Genomic DNA, 16,897 nt, shown 5'->3' with positions numbered 1-16,897 from the left:
CATTGCTAGTGGTGGCAATGGTGTTACTGCTGTTGTTTGTTCAGCACGAACGTCGCGCCGCCTTCCCGCTTATCGATTTGCACTTGTTCAGCGACACGGTGTACCGGTCGGCGCTACTGGTGTATTTCGTCGTGATGTCCTGTTATTTCGGGACGTTGATGGTCATCACCCAGCACTTCCAGAACGTGCGCGGTTTCTCGCCGTTGCACGCGGGTCTGGTGATGTTGCCGGTACCGGTCGGATTCGGCATCGCCAGTCTGCTGGCAGGCCAGGCAGTCCAACGCTGGGGCCCTCGGCTGCCGCTGCTCATTTGTCTCACAGCAATGATTGCCGGGTTGGCGCTGTTCGGGATGGCGATCGGCCGCGTGATGCCAATCGTGATTATCGGACTGGCCTTGTTCGGTGCGGGGGCAGGCGGGTGCGCCACACCGCTGTTGAGTATCGGCATGACCGAGGTCGATGATCACCGTGCCGGCATGGCGGCGGGTCTGATCAATCTGCAGCGCTCACTGGGAGCCATCTTCGGGGTAGCCCTGCTTGGCTCCATCCTCGCAGGCTGGCTCAGCGCCTCTTTGCCGCAACAGCTCGAGACGGTGATCCGCGATCCCGCCGAACGCGCAGCCGTCATTTCTTCTGTGGTTGACGGCGCAAATCCGTGTGCCCACGCCGCTGATATCGGAACCGGACATCCAATGACTTCAACGCAGGAGCAGCTGGTCGTTGCCGTAACGGACCAAGAGTTCATCCGCGGGGTCCAGTTCGCCGTTGCCGCAGCCGCAGTCTTACTCATGGGCGCGCTGGCCCTTGGTGCGCGCCGATTCCCCGGTCGTCTTACCACCGCACCGCACCATGACTGAACGCTGACTCGACAGCCATGTTGGTCAGTCGAGGCTATCGGAGTCGCGACACGCCCGCCACAGACGAAACCGGTGCCACAAGCCGTTTGCGACCGTCACCACAAGGCGGGACCCGTTCACTGCGAGCACGCCAGCAACCCGACCCCGCCAACAACGATGTGAGTCCGCGTCACTTCGGGCCGCAATGTTTCAAACTGGTTACAACGCAACGCTACTGGGCAAATACGCGCGAATCTTGGTGTGGCTAAGCGCTATTGCCGATGGTTTTCGCGGAATCCTGCCAGACCATGGTAGCCATGGCCCAATCATCACGAAAACTCAGGATGAACAGCTGCCTTACCGGATCGCCCTGCTTCTCATCGACACGGGAGGTGACAGTAGTGCTAAGTCGCGTTGACGGACTGGAACACGCCATTGCCACCGAAGTGGTTCGGTTGAACCGGCAAGCAACCGACGCCATCGCGGCATACCGCGGCGCATATTTTGCCGATCCTGGCGAGATCGACACGTTCGGAGCCATTTTCGAGGACGCCAGCGATGCCGTGGCCGCCGCCCTGGAATTGCAACGGGCTGCGCTTGCAGCGATCAAGCCCAGGATAGGGATTCATACCGGTGAGCTCGGTCCGTTCTGTACCCAGTCGACGATGCGCCACGCCATAGCACTTCGCGACTTTGCCAACCGCGGTCAGACGGTGATATCCCGTACGACCAAGGAGGCGGTGCATGGATATCTTCCCCACGGTGCCTGGCTGCTGAATTTGCGCGCACATGTGCTGGACCGTGAAGGTCTCGAGGAGGTAGTTCAGGTGTGCCATACCGACCTTTGCAGCGACTTCTCGCCAACCCGATGGATCCCAAAGTCGAAACCCGCATAGGAGGGGGCGGCTGGGCATTCGGCGCTCCTGGCATGTGTAACCGCACCGATACCTCGCTTGGGCGTCTAGTCGAGTAATGACTCACTGGGGCAAGCGGCAGGTCGCAAAACCTGTAGCGTTCCGGGTATGTCGGAGGTGGTGACCGGGGATGCGGTGGTGCTCGATGTACAGATCGCCCAGCTGCCGGTGCGTGCGGTGAGCGCGATCATCGACATCACCGTGATCTTCATCGGCTACCTGCTCGGGCTGATGCTGTGGGCGGCCGCGTTGAGCCAGTTGGACGCGGCGTTGACCATTGCGTTCCTGATCATGTTCACGGTGCTGGCGTTCGTCGGTTACCCGGTGGCCATCGAGACCGCGACCCGGGGCCGGTCGGTGGGCAAGATCGTGATGGGCCTGCGCGTGGTATCCGACGACGGGGGCCCGGAACGCTTTCGCCAGGCGCTGTTTCGCGCGTTGGCGTCGGTGGTGGAGATCTGGATGCTGCTGGGCAGCCCGGCCGTGATCTGCAGCATGGTGTCGCCGAAGGGCAAGCGCGTCGGTGACATGTTCGCCGGCACCATCGTCGTCAGCGAGCGTGCTCCGCGCCTGGGGCCGCCGCCGGCCATGCCGCCGTCGCTGGCGTGGTGGGCGTCGTCGCTGCAGCTGTCCGGGCTCACCGCCGGACAGGCCGAACTCGCGCGCCAATTCCTTTCCCGGGCACCGCAACTGGATCCGCCGCTGCGCGAGCAGATGGCATACCGGATCGCCGGCGAGGTGTTGTCCCGGGTGGCGCCACCGCCCCCGCCGGGCGTTCCGCCGCAGCTGGTGCTCGCCGCGGTGCTTGCCGAACGGCACCGCCGCGAGCTGGCACGGCTCCGTCCGCCGATGGGCCCGGCTATGCCGCCGATGGGACCGCAAGGGCCCTACGCTGCGGCGCCGTGGCCCGCCCGGCCGCCGACCGCCCAGCCATGGCCCGCCCAGCCGCCGATGTACCCGCAACCACAGGCGATTCCGTGGCCGGAACCCCCGGAGCCCGACGTGCCGCCGTACACCCCGCCGCCCGGCAGCTTCTCGCCGCCGAGCTAGCTACTGCGCGACCGTCACGGCCAGGATGGCGACGTCGGCAACCAATAGCGCCAGACCGACCAGCGGAACCGCGATGCCGAACCGGAGCTTGGCGGCGAACACCGAGACGACGATGACCAACAGGGCCACCACCGGCGCGCCGTAGAACAAGACACCGAAGTCGATTCCGGCGCCCAGGTTGGGGCAGCGGCTTTCGCTGCAGGCATCGGTGCTCATCACCGCGCCGAGAGCGAACAACATCACGATTGCCGCACCCGGCACGGTCAGCAGGGCGAGCACCCAGGTGATCCATAAGCGGGCCTGCCCACTGCCCCGCGTCGGAGCGGCCACGCCACTGGGACGCGTCTCCGTCAGGCGATTTCTGCCGTCCATGACCTCAGGGACTACCCGGGCGAGGACAACCGCAAACCACGGTCCACCGTTGCATCTCGTTCTGTCGCGATATATCGTTACTGTATCGGCATAGCTTTCGGCGCCGCTTTCGACAGACATAAGGAACAGACATGGACAACCTTTTCACTGCCCCCGGCGGGCCATTCGGCGCTCGGCCAGGGTTCGGCTTCGGTCCCGGCCCCGGCCTGCCGCCCGGACAACGCCGCGCGCTACACAGCGCCCGGCGTCAGGCCCGACGTGAATTCTTCGAAAACCTGCGCGACCATGCCGGTGACCACGACGGACCGCTGGGGTTCGGTCCCGGTTTCGGCCCGGGGTTCGGCTTCGGCTTCGGCCCCGGCGGCCCACGCGGCGGTTGGCGCCGCGGCGGGCGCGGCCGTGGCCGCCGCGGCGACATCCGGGCGGCCATCCTGGTGCTGCTGAGCGAACGGCCGATGCACGGCTACGAGATGATCCAGCAGATCGCCGAGCGCAGCAATGACCTGTGGCGTCCCAGCCCCGGCTCGGTGTACCCGACCTTGCAGCTACTCGACGATGAGGGCCTGATCACCGCCGGCGCGGCCGACGGCAGCAAGAAGCTCTTCGAGCTGACCGACGAGGGCCGGGCGGCCGCCGAGAAGATCGACACTCCGCCGTGGGAGGAGATCGCCGACGGCGTCGCGCCGGGACACCTCGAATTGCGCCGGGCCATGGGCCAGCTGATCGGCGCGGTCATGCAAGCGGCGCATGCCGCCGGCGTCGAGCAGCAGCAACGCATCGTCGACATCCTCAACAATGCGCGCCGCGAGATCTACGGCATTCTCGGCGAGGACTGACCGGTCTTGGTGGTCGGTGTGGACAGCCTTTATGCGAATCTATCGTTGAGCGTCGGTTTCATGGCTTGGCTAGACAGGAAACCCATTGTGACTCGACCCGCTATTCATCGTCAGCAGTTCCGCCAGGACCGCGGGCGACGTCGGGCCTTGGCCCCCGCGTGGGCGATCAGCGTCAGCTCTGATACTGGTTCGACTGGAAGAATGCGTTGCATGACCGTCACCCCAGAAAAGGAAACGTGAGTGATGGGCGCTGCTACCGAGCATGACTGGATCAAGGAGGGCCTGCTCATCGCGGGCCTGCAGGACTGGATTTCACTTAGCGAGGTGCACTCGTCATTCCTTACAAACACCGGGCCGCGGCGGCCGGTACACGAAGTTCAGCAATTGACGTTGAGCATGATCCGCGAGCTCGTCAGCGAGGGTCTGTGCGTATTGGGCACTGCGGCCGGTAGTAAGCGAAATCCTCACCTGGAACCGTGCCGCCGAACGAGCTTCATTGTCGACGTAGCCGGTGGCTGCGGCGGCGAGTTTCGCAGCCGTCTGCTGCACCCGCGCCGTGCACTCGACTCCGGCCGCGGCGACCCCGCATTGGAGACAATGACCACTGCGTGGCTTGCCAGCCATGTCGAGCCCACACCTGTCGGCGCGCCGTTGCCAGCCAGTCTGCCCGCCAAGGCCACACACCAGCCGGCTTCCGCGTGCAGGCCCGCACCGCTGGCCTGAAGTTCACTGGTAGACGATTCCATCGCCGGCAATCTAGTGCGGCTTGCTTTGTCACGAACTTCAGCCCGAGCCAGCCCCTATCTACGACACGTCGACCCAATCCAGGGTTCGCTGCACCGCCTTGCGCCACCCCGCGTACCCGGCGGCGCGCTGCTCGTCGGTCCACTGCGGCGTCCAGCGCTTGTCCTCCTGCCAATTGGCCCGCAGGTCCGACGGGTCCGTCCAGAACCCGGCCGCCAAACCCGCCGCATAGGCCGCGCCCAGCGCGGTGGTTTCGGCGACGACCGGCCGCACCACGTCCACGCCGAGCACATCGGCCTGGATCTGCATGCACAAGTCATTGCTGGTGATACCGCCGTCGACCTTCAAAACCTCAAGGCGCACACCGGAATCGGCTTCCATAGCGTCGACCACGTCCCGGCTCTGGTAGCAGATGGCCTCCAGCGTCGCGCGGGCCAGATGCGCATTGGTGTTGAATCGCGACAGCCCCACGATGGCGCCGCGGGCATCGGATCGCCAATAGGGAGCGAACAATCCGGAGAAGGCCGGCACGAAATACACCCCGCCGTGGTCGGGAACCTGACGAGCGAGCGACTCGCTTTGTGCGGCGCCGCTGATGATGCCGAGCTGATCGCGCAGCCACTGCACCGCCGAACCGGTGACCGCGATCGAACCCTCAAGCGCGTAAACGGGTTTGGCGTCGCCGAACTGGTAGCACACCGTGGTCAGCAGGCCGTTCTGCGATCGTACGATGGTCTCGCCGGTGTTGAGCAGCAGGAAATTGCCGGTGCCGTAGGTATTCTTGGCCTCTCCCGCGTCCAGGCACACCTGACCGACCATGGCCGCATGCTGGTCACCGAGCACACCGGTGATCGGCACCTCGCCGCCCACCGGCCCGGTGTCCAGCGTGACACCGTACGGCTGCAGCGGTGACGACGGCTCGACGGCCGGCAGCATCGCGCGCGGGATGTCGAAGAACGACAGCAGTTCGTCATCCCAGTCCAGCGTCTCCAAGTTCATCAGCATGGTCCGGCTGGCGTTGGTCACGTCGGTGACGTGCACCCCGCCGCGCGGCCCGCCGGTCAGATTCCACAACACCCAGGTGTCCGGGGTGCCGAACAACGCATCGCCGCGTTCTGCGGCGTCGCGCACCCCGTCGACGTTATCCAGGATCCACTGCAACTTCCCGCCGGAGAAGTAGGTCGCCGGCGGCAACCCGGCCTTGCGGCGGATCACCTCACCGCGGCCGTCGCGCTCCAGTGCCGCCGCGATCCGGTCGGTGCGGGTGTCCTGCCAGACGATCGCGTTGTAGTACGGCCGGCCGGTGTGCTTGTTCCACACCAGAGTCGTCTCTCGCTGATTGGTAATCCCCAGGGCCACAATGTCTTTGGACGACAGATCCGCCGCGTTGAGCACCGACATCAGCACCGAGGCGGTGCGCTCCCAGATCTCCACCGGATTGTGCTCGACCCACCCGGCGCGGGGCAGGATCTGCTCGTGCTCGAGCTGGTGCCGGGCCACCTCGGCGCCCCGATGATCGAAGATCATGCAGCGGGTGCTGGTGGTGCCCTGATCGATGGCGGCTATGAACTCTGAGGACTCGGCCAACTGCACTCCTAAACGTGACATCGAACACTGGGGTTAATCGTCCATGATGGGTACCGATCCGCGGCTACCCGGGTCGCACTTGCGCGGCGGGCGGTAAACCGGTTGCATCGGCGTTGTGGGCGAAGAGGTCAAGCGCACCACGTATGACCGCACACACCGGCGGGAATACCGGCGCAAGGTGCAAGTCTGTCTGGACGTCTTTGAAACGATGCTTTCCCAGTGCAGCTTCGATTCCGACCTGCCGCTCACCGGGATGGAAATCGAATGCAACCTTGTCGACGGCGACTACCAGCCCGCCATGTCGAATCGGTCGGTGCTGGACGCGATCGGCGATCCGGCCTACCAGACCGAATTGGGCGCCTACAACATCGAATTCAATGTGCCGCCGCGACTGCTGTCCGGGCGTACCGGCCTGGATCTGGAACGGGACGTGCGGGCCAGTCTCAACGACGCAGAGCGAAAGGCCGGTTCCGACGGCGCCCACATCGTGATGATCGGCATCCTGCCCACGCTGATGCCCGAGCATCTGACCGAGGGCTGGATGAGCGAATCCACCCGCTACGTCGCGCTCAACGAATCGATCTTCGACGCCCGCGGTGAGGACATCCCGATCAATATCTCCGGCCCGGAGCCGTTGAGCTGGCAGGCCGCCTCGATTGCCCCCGAATCAGCTTGCACCAGTATGCAATTGCATTTGCAGCTGGCTCCTGCCGATTTCGCCGCCCACTGGAACGCGGCCCAGGTGCTGGCCGGCCCACAGCTTGCGCTGGGCGCCAACTCCCCCTACTTCTTCGGCCACCGGCTCTGGTCGGAAACCCGCATCGAACTGTTCGCCCAATCCACCGACACCCGGCCGGAGGAGCTGAAGACCCAGGGCGTGCGGCCGCGGGTGTGGTTCGGCGAGCGGTGGATCGGCTCCATCCTGGACCTGTTCAAGGAGAACATCCGCTACTTTCCGTCGCTGCTGCCGGAGGTGTCCGACGAGGATCCGGTCGCCGAGCTCGCGGCCGGACGGGTCCCGCAGCTAGCGGAATTGCGGTTGCACAACGGCACGGTGTACCGGTGGAATCGGCCGGTGTACGACGTCTCGGAGGTGGCCGGCGAAGGACGGCCGCACCTGCGGCTGGAGAACCGGGTGTTGCCGGCCGGACCGACCGTCCTGGACATGCTGGCCAATTCGGCGTTCTATTACGGCGTGCTGCGCAGCCTGGCCGAGGCCGAGCAACCGCCCTGGACCCAGATGAGTTTCGCTGCGGCACAAGCGAATTTCTTCGCAGCAGCCCGGCACGGCATCGATGCCCTGATGCACTGGCCCGGCTTGGCTGAGGTGCCGACGCGGGAGTTGGTGTTGACCACGTTGCTGCCGATGGCTCACGATGGACTGCGGCGGTGGGGCGTCGACGCCGAGGTGCGCGACCGGTTCCTGGGGGTCATCGAGGGCCGCGCCAGCGTCGGCCGCAACGGCGCCACCTGGCAAGTCGCCACGGTCCGCGGACTGGAGGACGGCGGGATGAACCGGCGCGCGGCATTGGCGGAGATGCTGCGCCGCTACTGCAAGCACATGCACGCCAACGAGCCGGTGCACACCTGGGGTGAGTAGGTTGGGAGCCATGACTTCTGAGGTAATGGACTGGGACGGCGCATACCGGCAGCAGGGCGTGTTCGAGGGCCCGCCGCCGTGGAATATCGGTGAGCCGCAGCCGGAATTGGCGGCGTTGATCGCGGCCGGGAAGGTCCGCAGCGATGTGCTCGACGCCGGATGCGGGTTCGCCGAATTGTCGCTGGCGCTGGCGGCGGAGGGCTACACCGTGGTGGGCATCGACATCACCCCGACGGCCGTCGCCGCGGCCACCAAGGCCGCCCAGGAGCGGGGGCTGAGCACGGCCAGCTTCGTCCAGGCCGACATCACCGACTTCGCCTGTTATCCGGACGGCTCCGAGGGCCGCTTTGCCACGGTGCTCGACTCCACGTTGTTTCATTCGCTGCCGGTGGAGGGGCGCGACGGCTACCTGCGCTCGGTGCATCGTGCGGCCGCGCCGGGCGCCCGCTACTACGTGTTGGTGTTCGCCAACGGGGCGTTCCCGGCCGAATTCGAAGCCCGACCCAACGAGGTCGACGAGGACGAGTTGCGAGACGCGGTGAGCAAGTACTGGGAGATCGATGAGATCCGGCCCGCGTTCATCCATGCCAATGTGCCGCAGGTTCCCGGAGCGCCGTTCGAAATGCCGCCGCACCCGCGCGACGAGAAGGACCGGATGATGTTGCCGGCCTATCTGCTGAGCGCGCACAAGGCCGGCTGACCCGTCACGCGGCCTAGCCCGACGTTGCCGCGGTGCCGGCGATCAGCGCCTCGGCAAAGGCCTCAAGGTCGTCGGCGGTGGTGTCCACGTGCGGTGAGATCCGCAGCACCGGCGCCGTCAGTTCCTGCGGCGCTCGCCCCACATTGGCGCAGGTCGTCACGATTCCCCGCTCCGCGAGCAGCCAGGCCCGCACTGCCGCCGGATCGGGGCCGTCGACCGCGGCCAACGTGGTGATGGCACTGGGTTCGTCGACCGGTTCGACCACCACCCAGCCGTCCACGTCTGCCAGCAGGGTCCGGGCGAGGCCGCCAAGCTCGGCCAGGCGCGCCCTGATCAATTCCGGCCCGTAGCTCAGGTGTTCGCCGACCGCTACTGAAAAGCCCACGCGCGCGGCCACATTGGCCTCACCGAGCTGCAGGCGCTGCGCCACCGACATTGCCGGGGCCCAGTCCGGCAGCGGCAGCCGCGGAGTCAGCCGTTGCATCAACTCCGAGCGCACCGCCAGCACCCCGACACCGCGCGGCCCGGCGAGCCATTTTCGTGACGATGAATAGGTGACGTCGGCGCCTACCGCGCAGTCCACCTGCCCCAGCGCCTGTGCGGCGTCGACGACCACCGGCAGGCCCAACTCACGGCACAGCCGGACCATCATCGCCAGCGGCTGCACGGTGCCGCGATGGCTGCCCACCGGGGTCAGATGCACCAGATCGGGCGGATCCTCCTCCAGTTCGAACGCCGCGTCGTCCAGCGCCAGCCGGCCGTCGTCGAGGGTCGGCAGGAAGCGCACCTCGAACCCGAGGGCGTCCATCACGGCCAGGTTGGGCCCGTATTCACCGGGCAGGCAGGCCAATGTCTGGTGGGCGCCCGGCCAGCTGCCCAACAACAGATCCAGAGCGTGCAGCGACCCGGTGGTGAACACCACCTCCGCGTCCGGCATGCCGCACAGCGTGGCGACTGCGGCGCGTCCCGCGTCGAGCACGGCGGTGGCGGCCTCGGCGGCGACATACCCGCCGACCTCCGCCTCGTGCAGCGCATGCCGGGCGGTGGCGTTCAAGACGGCGAAGCTTTGCCGCGAGCAGGCGGCGCTGTCCAGGTGCAGGCCCGCGACCGGCGGGCGAGCCGCCCGCCACCGCTTCGCCAGGGTACTCACTTCACGGCCAGCGACACGCCGAAATCACCGGCGTCGTCGGTCCGCCACCGGGTGCGACGCAGCCCCGCCGCGGCCAGCTCGGCCGCGACGCCGTCCGGCCGGAACTTGCACGACACCTCGGTCAGCATCTCCTCGCCGGGGGCGAAGTCGACGATCAGCTCGAGTGCGCCCACCCGCACCCGTTGCCGGCGATCGGCGCTTAGCCACATCTCGATCCGCTCCTCGGCGGCGTTCCACCGGGCGACGTGCCGGTAGGCGTCGAGGTCGAAATCGGCATCCAGTTCGCGGTTGATCACCGCGAGGACGTTGCGGTTGAACCGGGCGGTCACGCCGGCGGCGTCGTCGTAGGCCCTGACCAGCCGCTCGGGGTTCTTGACCAGGTCGGTGCCCAACAGCAGGCTATCGCCAGGCTGCATCACGCCGGCCAGGGTCGCCAGGAATTCCGTCCGCGGACCGGGTGTCAGGTTGCCGATCGTCGAGCCCAGGAACACGAACAATCGTCGGCCGCCGACGGGAATCTCAGCCAGGTGTTCCTCGAAATCACCACATACAGCGTGTATTTCGATGCCCTGGTACTCGCCCTTGATAGCGTTCGCGGCCGCCGACAGCACTCCCGAGTCGACGTCGAACGGCACGAATCTGCGCAGCGAACCGCGATCGCGCAACGCATTCAACAACATCCGGGTCTTTTCCGAGGTGCCGCTGCCGAGTTCGACCAGGGTGTCGGCCCCGCTGGCGGCGGCGATGTCGGCGGAGTGGGCTCGCAGAATACCGGCCTCGGCGCGGGTCGGGTAGTACTCCGGCAACCGGGTGATCTGGTCGAACAGATCGCTGCCCACCGAATCATAGAACCACTTGGGCGGCAACGATTTTGGCGTCATTTGCAGGCCGTCGAATACGTCGCGGCACAAGGCGAGGTAGGCGGAGTCCTCGGACAGGTGGTTGGACAGCGACAGTGTCATCAAGGTCCTTTCGTGGCGTCCAAGGCGGTCAAAGTGAACCCGTCCGCGGTGACCTCCACCAGGTGGCGGTCCGGTACGTCGGCCCAATCGGCGTCGTCGTCGTAGGGTTCGCTGGCCAGCACCACCCCGTCGGGGCGTTGCAGCATGGAAAGCGTCTCGTTCCAGGTGGTGGCCAGCAACCGAGATCCGTTGGCGGCCAGTATGTTCAGCCGGGCGAGCGGGTCGGCGGCAGCTATCTCGACGATAGTTCCGGCCAGTTCGTCCAAACCGCGCTCGAAGATGGTGGCCGCCAATACCGCGCTGTCGCAGACAGATTCGGTCGACGAGGTCAGCGGCAGCACGGCGCGGTCAACAACGCCGTTGTGCGACAGCAGCCACTGTCCGTCGGTAAACGGTGCGGTGGCGCTGATTTCGATCGGCATCCCGACGGTCGCCGAGCGGACCGCGGCGACCACGCAATGACTGCGCAACGCCGGCGCGACCGACGCGAATGACATGTCGCCCCACAACGGTGACGCGCTGCGCCACCGTCGCGGCACCCCCGCGTCGAAAAAGCCGACGCCCCAACCGTCGGCGTTCATCAGGCCGTGCTTTTGCCGGCGCGGCGCATAGGACTGCACCAGCAGGCTTTGCGGCGGCTCCAGCACCAGCGTCGACAGGGTCACCTCGGTGCCCAGCCAACCCAGATGACGGCACATCAGGCCGGCTCCTCAACGTCCCAGGCCAGCCGGACGCCGGAGAAGATCTGCCGGCGGTACGGGTGATCCCAGTTGCGGAAGCTGGGCCGCAGGATGGCCGGCTCGACGGCCCAGGATCCGCCGCGCAGCACCCGGTAGTCACCGTCGAAGAACGGTTGGGAGTACCGGTCGTAGATCATCGGGACGAATCCGGGCCAGGGCCGCAGCGGCGAGCTGGTCCACTCCCAGACATCGCCCAGCAGCTGCTCGGCGCCATAGGCCGAGGCGCCGGCCGGGTAGGCGCCCACCGGCGCCGGGCGCAACGCCGCGGCACCGAGGTTGGCGTGCCTGTCCGACGGCTGCTGCGAGCCCCACGGGTAGCGGCGCCGAGACTCGGTCACCGGATCCCATGCGCACGCCTTTTCCCACTCCACCTCGGTGGGCAGCCGGGCGCCGGCCCACGCCGCGAAGGCCTGCGCTTCGAAGTAGGTGACATGCTGCACCGGCTCGTCGGGCGGAAGGTCTTCGTGGTAGCCGAACCGGGTGCGGGTTCGCCCGTCGGAATTCCAGAACTGTGGGGCGGTCAGGCCGGCACTCCGGCGGTATTGCCAACCGCGATCGGACCACCACCGCGATTGGGTGTAGCCGCCGTCGTCGACGAACTGTCGCCATTCGCCGTTGGTGACCGGAACCCGGCCGATCCGGAAGGCCGGCACGTCGACGACATGGGCCGGGCGTTCGTTGTCCAGCGAGTACGGCTCGGTCTCGGCGTCCACACCCAGCACGAACGGCCCACCCGGCACCAGCACCGACGTCCCGGCCACGCCGGGCCGCCCGGCCGGCAGCACGGACGTCTCCCGCAGCAGCGGCGCGCCGGGGCGCAGGTTCAACGCCTGCAGCATCGTCTCGGTGTGCTGGTATTCGTGGCTGGCCACCATGCCGAAGGCAAAGCCAGCGTCGTCGGGCCGGCCGTCCGGCACGGCGTCCAGTGCGTCCAGGGCCGCGGAGCGCACGGTGCGGCAGAAGGTTCGCGCCTGGTCCGGAGACAGCAACGGCAACTCGACCCGGCTGGCGCGCGAGTGCTGGAATGCGTCGTAGAGGCCCTCGACCGCCGGCGGCAACATCCCAGGGCGATCCGGGTTGCCGCCGCGCAGGAGCCACAACTCCTCCTGCTGACCGATGTGCGCCAAATCCCACACCAGCGGGCTCATCAGCGGGTCGTATTGGCGGCATAGCTCCGCGTCGTCGAAATCGACCAGGCGCAACGTCAACGTCCGGGCCCGCTCCAGATCGCGGGCCAGCCTTTCGCGTGTTGTCACGCTTCCCCTCGCGCCAGCCGCGCTACCGCTGGCGCGATCCCGGATTCGACGACCCGGTCGGCGAAGTCGTCACCGCAGCAGCGGCCCTGCTCGACATTGGCGATCAACACCTGCATCGCGTCGGCGATCTGCGTCGGCGCCCGTTCGGCGGCGACGGCGACGCATCGGTTGGCCGCCGCGTAGAGCCGCCGGTCCTCCAGGCCGACGCGGGCAGCGGCGTCCCAGGCGGTGGCGACCGGTTCGACGGCCTCCGCGGCCAGCTCCGCCGCCGCCGGGTCGTCGAGCAGGGTGACCACCGTGAAGGCCAGAGCCGGCCAGAACGTGTCGGGCACGCTGTCGAGGTAGCGGATCTCCAGCCATTGCCGGGGCCGCACCGGCGGGAACAACGTGGTCAGGTGATAGTCCAGGTCAGCGGTGGTCGGGCGGCGGCCACCCAGCAACACCGTGCCGTCGGCCCAATCGGCGAAGGGGACGTAGTGGGTCACCGCCACGGCATCCGGGTTGTGCACCAGCATCACCGGCGCCTTCAGGGCGTAACGCGCCCAGTCGGTGGCGGGGTCGTCGCCGCTGGCGCCCAGGATCGGCCCGCACCGGGCCGCATCCATCTGGCCCCACACCCGCTGCCGGGTGGACCGCCAACCGGAGAACTCGCCACCGAGCATCGGGGAATTGGCGGCGATCGCGATCATCGTCGGCCCCAAGGCGTGGGCCAGTCGCACCCGCGACGCCCAATCGGCCTGCGGCCCGGCGTCGATGTTGACCTGGATGGAAGCGGTCGCCGTCATCATCGCCGCGCCGGCTGCCCCGGAGTCGCTGGCGGCGAAGAACTGTTCCATGGCGCGATAGCGCGGGCCCGGGTTGATCCGCTTCGTCGGCCGCAGCGGGTCGGCGCCGAGGAACACCAGGCCCAGGCCGGCGTCGGCGAAGGCCGGACGCAGCACGGCCTGGTCGAGGTTCATCGCGTCGATGGCCGCCAGCACGCCGTCGCACGGCGGACCCGACAGTTCCACCGCGCCGCCGGGTTCGACGCTGACCGCGCTGCCGCCGGGCAGCGGGCTCACCCAGTCCAGGACGTCGCTGATCTCGTCCCAACCGGGTCGGCGAAACGGATCCGCGGGGTCATAGCAGTGCGCCTCCAGCTCCAGCCCGACCCGCCCGAGCGGACCGTCGACGAGGCAGCCGTCGGCGACGTACTCCCCCGCGGCTTCCAGCGAGGCGATCTCGCTATCGCTGTCACCGGCGCTGTCCAGCTGCGCTGCCGCGGCAGCGCTGGGGGCAAACGTCATATCACGATTCCTCCGGGGCCTGCGCAGCTATCGAGAACGATAGCCGCCACCATCTCATCTTCCAGAGCGCCCCGACATATTCCCGTCCGCTTTTCGATGCCCGGTTCAGATGAGTACCCACATTTGCGGGCGGCTACTGACCCAGCAGGTTCTGCATTGCCCCGGCCAGGACGTTGACCGCGGGACCGCCGTTGCCGGACTGACAGACCTTGGCTTGCAGCAACACATTTTCGCGCAGCCTGGTTTGATTGAAGCAACGCCGGTCGGTGCCGGCTTCTTGTTTGGTCCACGCCGCGTCGTGTGGGCCCGGCGGGCCGCCGTCGAACGACCACACCTGCGTGGTCCCGTTGTCCAGGTGCATCGCGGTGGTTTGACCCGAGCAACCCACGGTTCGGTCCACGACCCGGTGAAACGCCCGGTCTGCCGCGTCGTTGCTGGCGAACACCCCGACCGCCTGCTTGACATAGTGGGTCTGGTCGGTGGCGGATGTCTGGGTGATGGCCCCGTTGAACGACGCCAGGTCGGGGTCGTTGTATACCTCCGGTAGCCCGATGTCGGCCCAGTTGTTGCACACCGGGAGGTCGACCGCGTACGCCTGGAACGGGTCGGTGAACACTGACTCCCAACCCATCGGCGCGCCGACGATATTGCCGACCGATCCCCTGCCCAGGATGGCGTAGTTCACCACCCCCGGCTCTGACGGGTGAGCCGCCGCAATCGGAGCTGCGGGGGCTGCCACCCAGCCCGCTGCCCAGCCCGCAAGGGCCAGGCTCAGCACCGCGTTGCGCATCCGCTCAGGCCTTGCCATGAAGCCGGGCCCGCACGCCTTCCTCCACCTTCTTGCCCAGATCGGGGTCTACGTTGCGCCAGTACTCGAACACCCGTGACAGCACCGGCTCCTGCGCACCTTTGGAAGCATGCCCAATGATGTTGTGGGCCAAGCGTTCCCGGGCCTCGTCATCGAGCACGTCGCGGACCAGGGTGCCGGCCTGTCCCCAGTCGTCGTCGTCGGAACGCAACGTGTACGCGGCACGCACCATTGGGCCATCGGCCATCCAGCGCACTTCAGCCGCGCGCGCCGGATCGGCCTGCGGGCCGCCGTAGGAGTTGGGCGCATACACCGGATCGGTGACGTTGTGGATCCGCATCGCGCCGTCCTTGGAGTAGCTGTTGACCTCCACCTTCGGCGAATTGACCGGAATCTGCTTGTAATTGGTGCCCAGTCGGGCCCGGTGTGCATCGGAGTAGGAGAACCCGCGCGCCAGCAGCATCTTGTCCGGGCTCAATCCGGTGCCGGGCACGATGTTGTTGGGTTCAAATGCGGCCTGCTCCATCTCGGTGTGATAGTCGGTGACGTTGCGGTCCAACGTCAGTTTGCCGACGTCGATCAGGGGATAGTCGCGATGCGGCCATACCTTGGTCAGATCGAAGGGGTTGAACCGATAGGTCTTGGCGTCCTCGAACGGCATGATCTGCATCTTGAGTGTCCAGCTGGGGAATTCGCCCCGCTCGATCGCGTCGTAGAGATCCCGCTGGTGGTAGTCGGCGTCCTCACCGGCCAGCCGGTCGGCGTCCTGCTGCGTCAGGAAGTCGATGCCCTGGTCGGTGATGAAGTGGTACTTCACCCAAAAGATCTCGCCAGCGGCGTTGATCCAGCTGTAGGTGTGGCTGCCGTAGCCGTTCATGTGCCGCCAGGTCTTCGGAATGCCGCGATCCCCCATCAGCCAGGTGACCTGATGGGCCGACTCGGGTGAGAGGGTCCAGAAGTCCCACTGCATGTTGTGGTCGCGCAGGTTGTTTGCCGCCCGGCGCTTCTGGGAGCGGATGAAGTGCTGGAACTTCAGCGGGTCGCGAATGAAGAAGATCGGGGTGTTGTTGCCGACCATGTCGAAGTTGCCCTCCGACGTGTAGAACTTCACGGCGAAACCGCGCGGGTCCCGCCAGGTGTCCGGGCTGCCGCGCTCGCCGGCGACGGTGGAAAACCGGATCAGTGTGTCGGTTTTGGCGCCGGGCTGGAACACCGCGGCCCTGGTGTAGTTGCTGACGTCATTGGTCACTTCGAAGCGGCCGAACGCGCCGCCGCCTTTGGCGTGCGGCTGACGTTCCGGGATGCGTTCCCGGTTGAACATGGCCATCTGCTCGATCAGGTAGTGGTCCTGCAGCAGGATGGGGCCGTCGGGGCCGACGGTCAGCGACTGGTCGTCGCTGGGAGCCGGACTGCCCGCGTCGGTGGTGGTGTAGCGCTCGGTCATATCGGTGTCTCCTCGTCGACTGGGCGGGTTCAACGAAACTTATTGGATTGCACGGCAATATGTTTTAGTGACGCAACTAGGCCAGATCATGCTGGGCGCCAAGGACTTTCGACCTGCTACAGCACGGCCCGGCATCCCGCGATGGGACGCCGGGCCGGTTGTCCCGCGCCAGGTTGGTCACATGACCCAGTATGCGCTTGTTCGCTGAACCAGTTATGGCCGCGACGGCGCCGTGGTGGGGCTGGGGCTGCTGGGCGTCTGCGGAGCCCCCGGACCCATCTGGCCGGCACCCGGACCGCCCGGACCGCCGGGGAACCCAGGGCCCATGCCGGGACCCATGCCAGGGCCCATGCCAGGGGGAGGGGGTCCGGGGAATCCGAACTGCCATCCCTGCCCCGGGCCGGGGCCACCCGGACCGGCCGGCATGAACACGCCGTGATGGTGGTGGCGATGGTGATAACACTTGCCGTACCCGAAAACCACGGCGCCGGCGACAAAGATCGACCAGACGATGAAGATGACGCCGGCAACGATCACCACCCACGCCGCGGCCTGGTAGAGCCTCGGCGGCTTTTCCCTCGGCGGGGGTGGTGGTGGCGCGGTGGCTACGGC

General features: G+C 67.0%; 17 protein-coding genes. 7 read left to right on the top strand and 10 right to left on the bottom strand.

Features of this window, described 5'->3' with window-relative positions; genetic code table 11:
• The 3 genes from BST40_RS24645 to BST40_RS24635 all read left to right on the top strand — a co-directional run.
• Positions 1-857: MFS transporter (locus BST40_RS24645; RefSeq protein ID WP_142276802.1), on the top strand; the 857-nt coding region annotated here is incomplete at its 5' end.
• A gap of 296 nt (positions 858-1,153) precedes the next feature.
• A complete protein-coding gene (locus BST40_RS24640) occupies positions 1,154-1,732 on the top strand; it encodes a nucleotidyl cyclase domain-containing protein (protein ID WP_131808375.1) in 579 nt (192 codons plus the stop codon).
• 126 nt (positions 1,733-1,858) lie between these two features.
• Entirely contained in the window at positions 1,859-2,800 is a 942-nt protein-coding gene (locus BST40_RS24635; protein ID WP_083156020.1) for an RDD family protein, read from the top strand.
• Here the strand turns inward: BST40_RS24635 and BST40_RS24630 are convergent, their stop codons facing one another.
• Positions 2,801-3,172, bottom strand: coding sequence for a hypothetical protein (locus tag BST40_RS24630; protein WP_083156018.1), 372 nt, complete (start codon positions 3,170-3,172; stop codon positions 2,801-2,803).
• A gap of 131 nt (positions 3,173-3,303) precedes the next feature.
• Here BST40_RS24630 and BST40_RS24625 point away from each other — a divergent pair, with 131 nt between their 5' ends.
• Together BST40_RS24625 and BST40_RS32020 are read left to right on the top strand one after the other, a co-directional pair.
• Positions 3,304-4,008: a PadR family transcriptional regulator gene (locus tag BST40_RS24625; RefSeq protein WP_075549648.1), complete on the top strand. Its 705-nt coding sequence runs from the start codon at positions 3,304-3,306 to the stop codon at positions 4,006-4,008.
• A 243-nt stretch (positions 4,009-4,251) separates the two neighbouring features.
• Positions 4,252-4,731 (top strand): hypothetical protein, encoded by a 480-nt coding sequence (locus BST40_RS32020; protein WP_244174479.1) that lies wholly within the window; start codon positions 4,252-4,254, stop codon positions 4,729-4,731.
• 81 nt (positions 4,732-4,812) lie between these two features.
• On the opposite strand, the gene glpK is transcribed toward BST40_RS32020, so the two are convergent.
• The gene (glpK, locus tag BST40_RS24615; RefSeq protein WP_167381708.1) at positions 4,813-6,360 is read right to left on the bottom strand and encodes a glycerol kinase GlpK; all 1,548 of its coding nucleotides are present in this window, start codon (positions 6,358-6,360) and stop codon (positions 4,813-4,815) included.
• Positions 6,361-6,454: 94 nt separating this feature from the next.
• On the opposite strand from glpK, the gene BST40_RS24610 reads away from it, so the two are divergent.
• Together BST40_RS24610 and BST40_RS24605 are read left to right on the top strand one after the other, a co-directional pair.
• Positions 6,455-7,939 carry a glutamate-cysteine ligase family protein gene (locus BST40_RS24610; protein WP_083156016.1) on the top strand — a complete coding sequence of 495 codons (1,485 nt, stop codon included), beginning with the start codon at positions 6,455-6,457 and terminating at the stop codon, positions 7,937-7,939.
• 10 nt (positions 7,940-7,949) lie between these two features.
• Positions 7,950-8,639, top strand: a complete 690-nt coding sequence (locus tag BST40_RS24605) for a class I SAM-dependent methyltransferase (RefSeq protein WP_083156014.1) — start codon at positions 7,950-7,952, stop codon at positions 8,637-8,639.
• A 13-nt stretch (positions 8,640-8,652) separates the two neighbouring features.
• Here the strand turns inward: BST40_RS24605 and egtE are convergent, their stop codons facing one another.
• The 8 genes from egtE to BST40_RS30935 all read right to left on the bottom strand — a co-directional run.
• Positions 8,653-9,789, bottom strand: a complete 1,137-nt coding sequence (gene egtE, locus BST40_RS24600) for an ergothioneine biosynthesis PLP-dependent enzyme EgtE (protein ID WP_083156012.1) — start codon at positions 9,787-9,789, stop codon at positions 8,653-8,655.
• Complete coding sequence (egtD, locus tag BST40_RS24595) at positions 9,786-10,751, bottom strand: L-histidine N(alpha)-methyltransferase (protein WP_083156010.1); 966 nt, start codon at positions 10,749-10,751, stop codon at positions 9,786-9,788. Before egtD ends, egtE begins: the two co-directional genes overlap by 4 nt.
• The gene (gene egtC / locus BST40_RS24590) at positions 10,751-11,449 is read right to left on the bottom strand and encodes an ergothioneine biosynthesis protein EgtC (RefSeq protein ID WP_075549643.1); all 699 of its coding nucleotides are present in this window, start codon (positions 11,447-11,449) and stop codon (positions 10,751-10,753) included. Before egtC ends, egtD begins: the two co-directional genes overlap by 1 nt.
• Complete coding sequence (gene egtB / locus BST40_RS24585) at positions 11,449-12,747, bottom strand: ergothioneine biosynthesis protein EgtB (protein WP_075549642.1); 1,299 nt, start codon at positions 12,745-12,747, stop codon at positions 11,449-11,451. Before egtB ends, egtC begins: the two co-directional genes overlap by 1 nt.
• A complete protein-coding gene (gene egtA / locus BST40_RS24580) occupies positions 12,744-14,033 on the bottom strand; it encodes an ergothioneine biosynthesis glutamate--cysteine ligase EgtA (protein ID WP_083156008.1) in 1,290 nt (429 codons plus the stop codon). Before egtA ends, egtB begins: the two co-directional genes overlap by 4 nt.
• Positions 14,034-14,166: 133 nt before the next feature.
• Complete coding sequence (locus tag BST40_RS24575; protein ID WP_083156006.1) at positions 14,167-14,841, bottom strand: sensor domain-containing protein; 675 nt, start codon at positions 14,839-14,841, stop codon at positions 14,167-14,169.
• Positions 14,828-16,285 carry a catalase gene (locus BST40_RS24570; RefSeq protein ID WP_083156004.1) on the bottom strand — a complete coding sequence of 486 codons (1,458 nt, stop codon included), beginning with the start codon at positions 16,283-16,285 and terminating at the stop codon, positions 14,828-14,830. The genes BST40_RS24575 and BST40_RS24570 overlap by 14 nt, the downstream gene beginning before the upstream one ends.
• A gap of 213 nt (positions 16,286-16,498) precedes the next feature.
• On the bottom strand, positions 16,499-16,897 hold a 399-nt coding region (locus BST40_RS30935; protein WP_167381707.1), incomplete at its 5' end, for a hypothetical protein.

Origin of the sequence: Mycobacterium persicum, from assembly GCF_002086675.1 — a bacterium.
Classification (GTDB): Bacteria; Actinomycetota; Actinomycetes; order Mycobacteriales; family Mycobacteriaceae; genus Mycobacterium; species Mycobacterium persicum.
The sequence above is the reverse complement of the archived record's forward strand: the minus strand, read 5'-3'. Positions and strand labels throughout refer to the sequence as shown.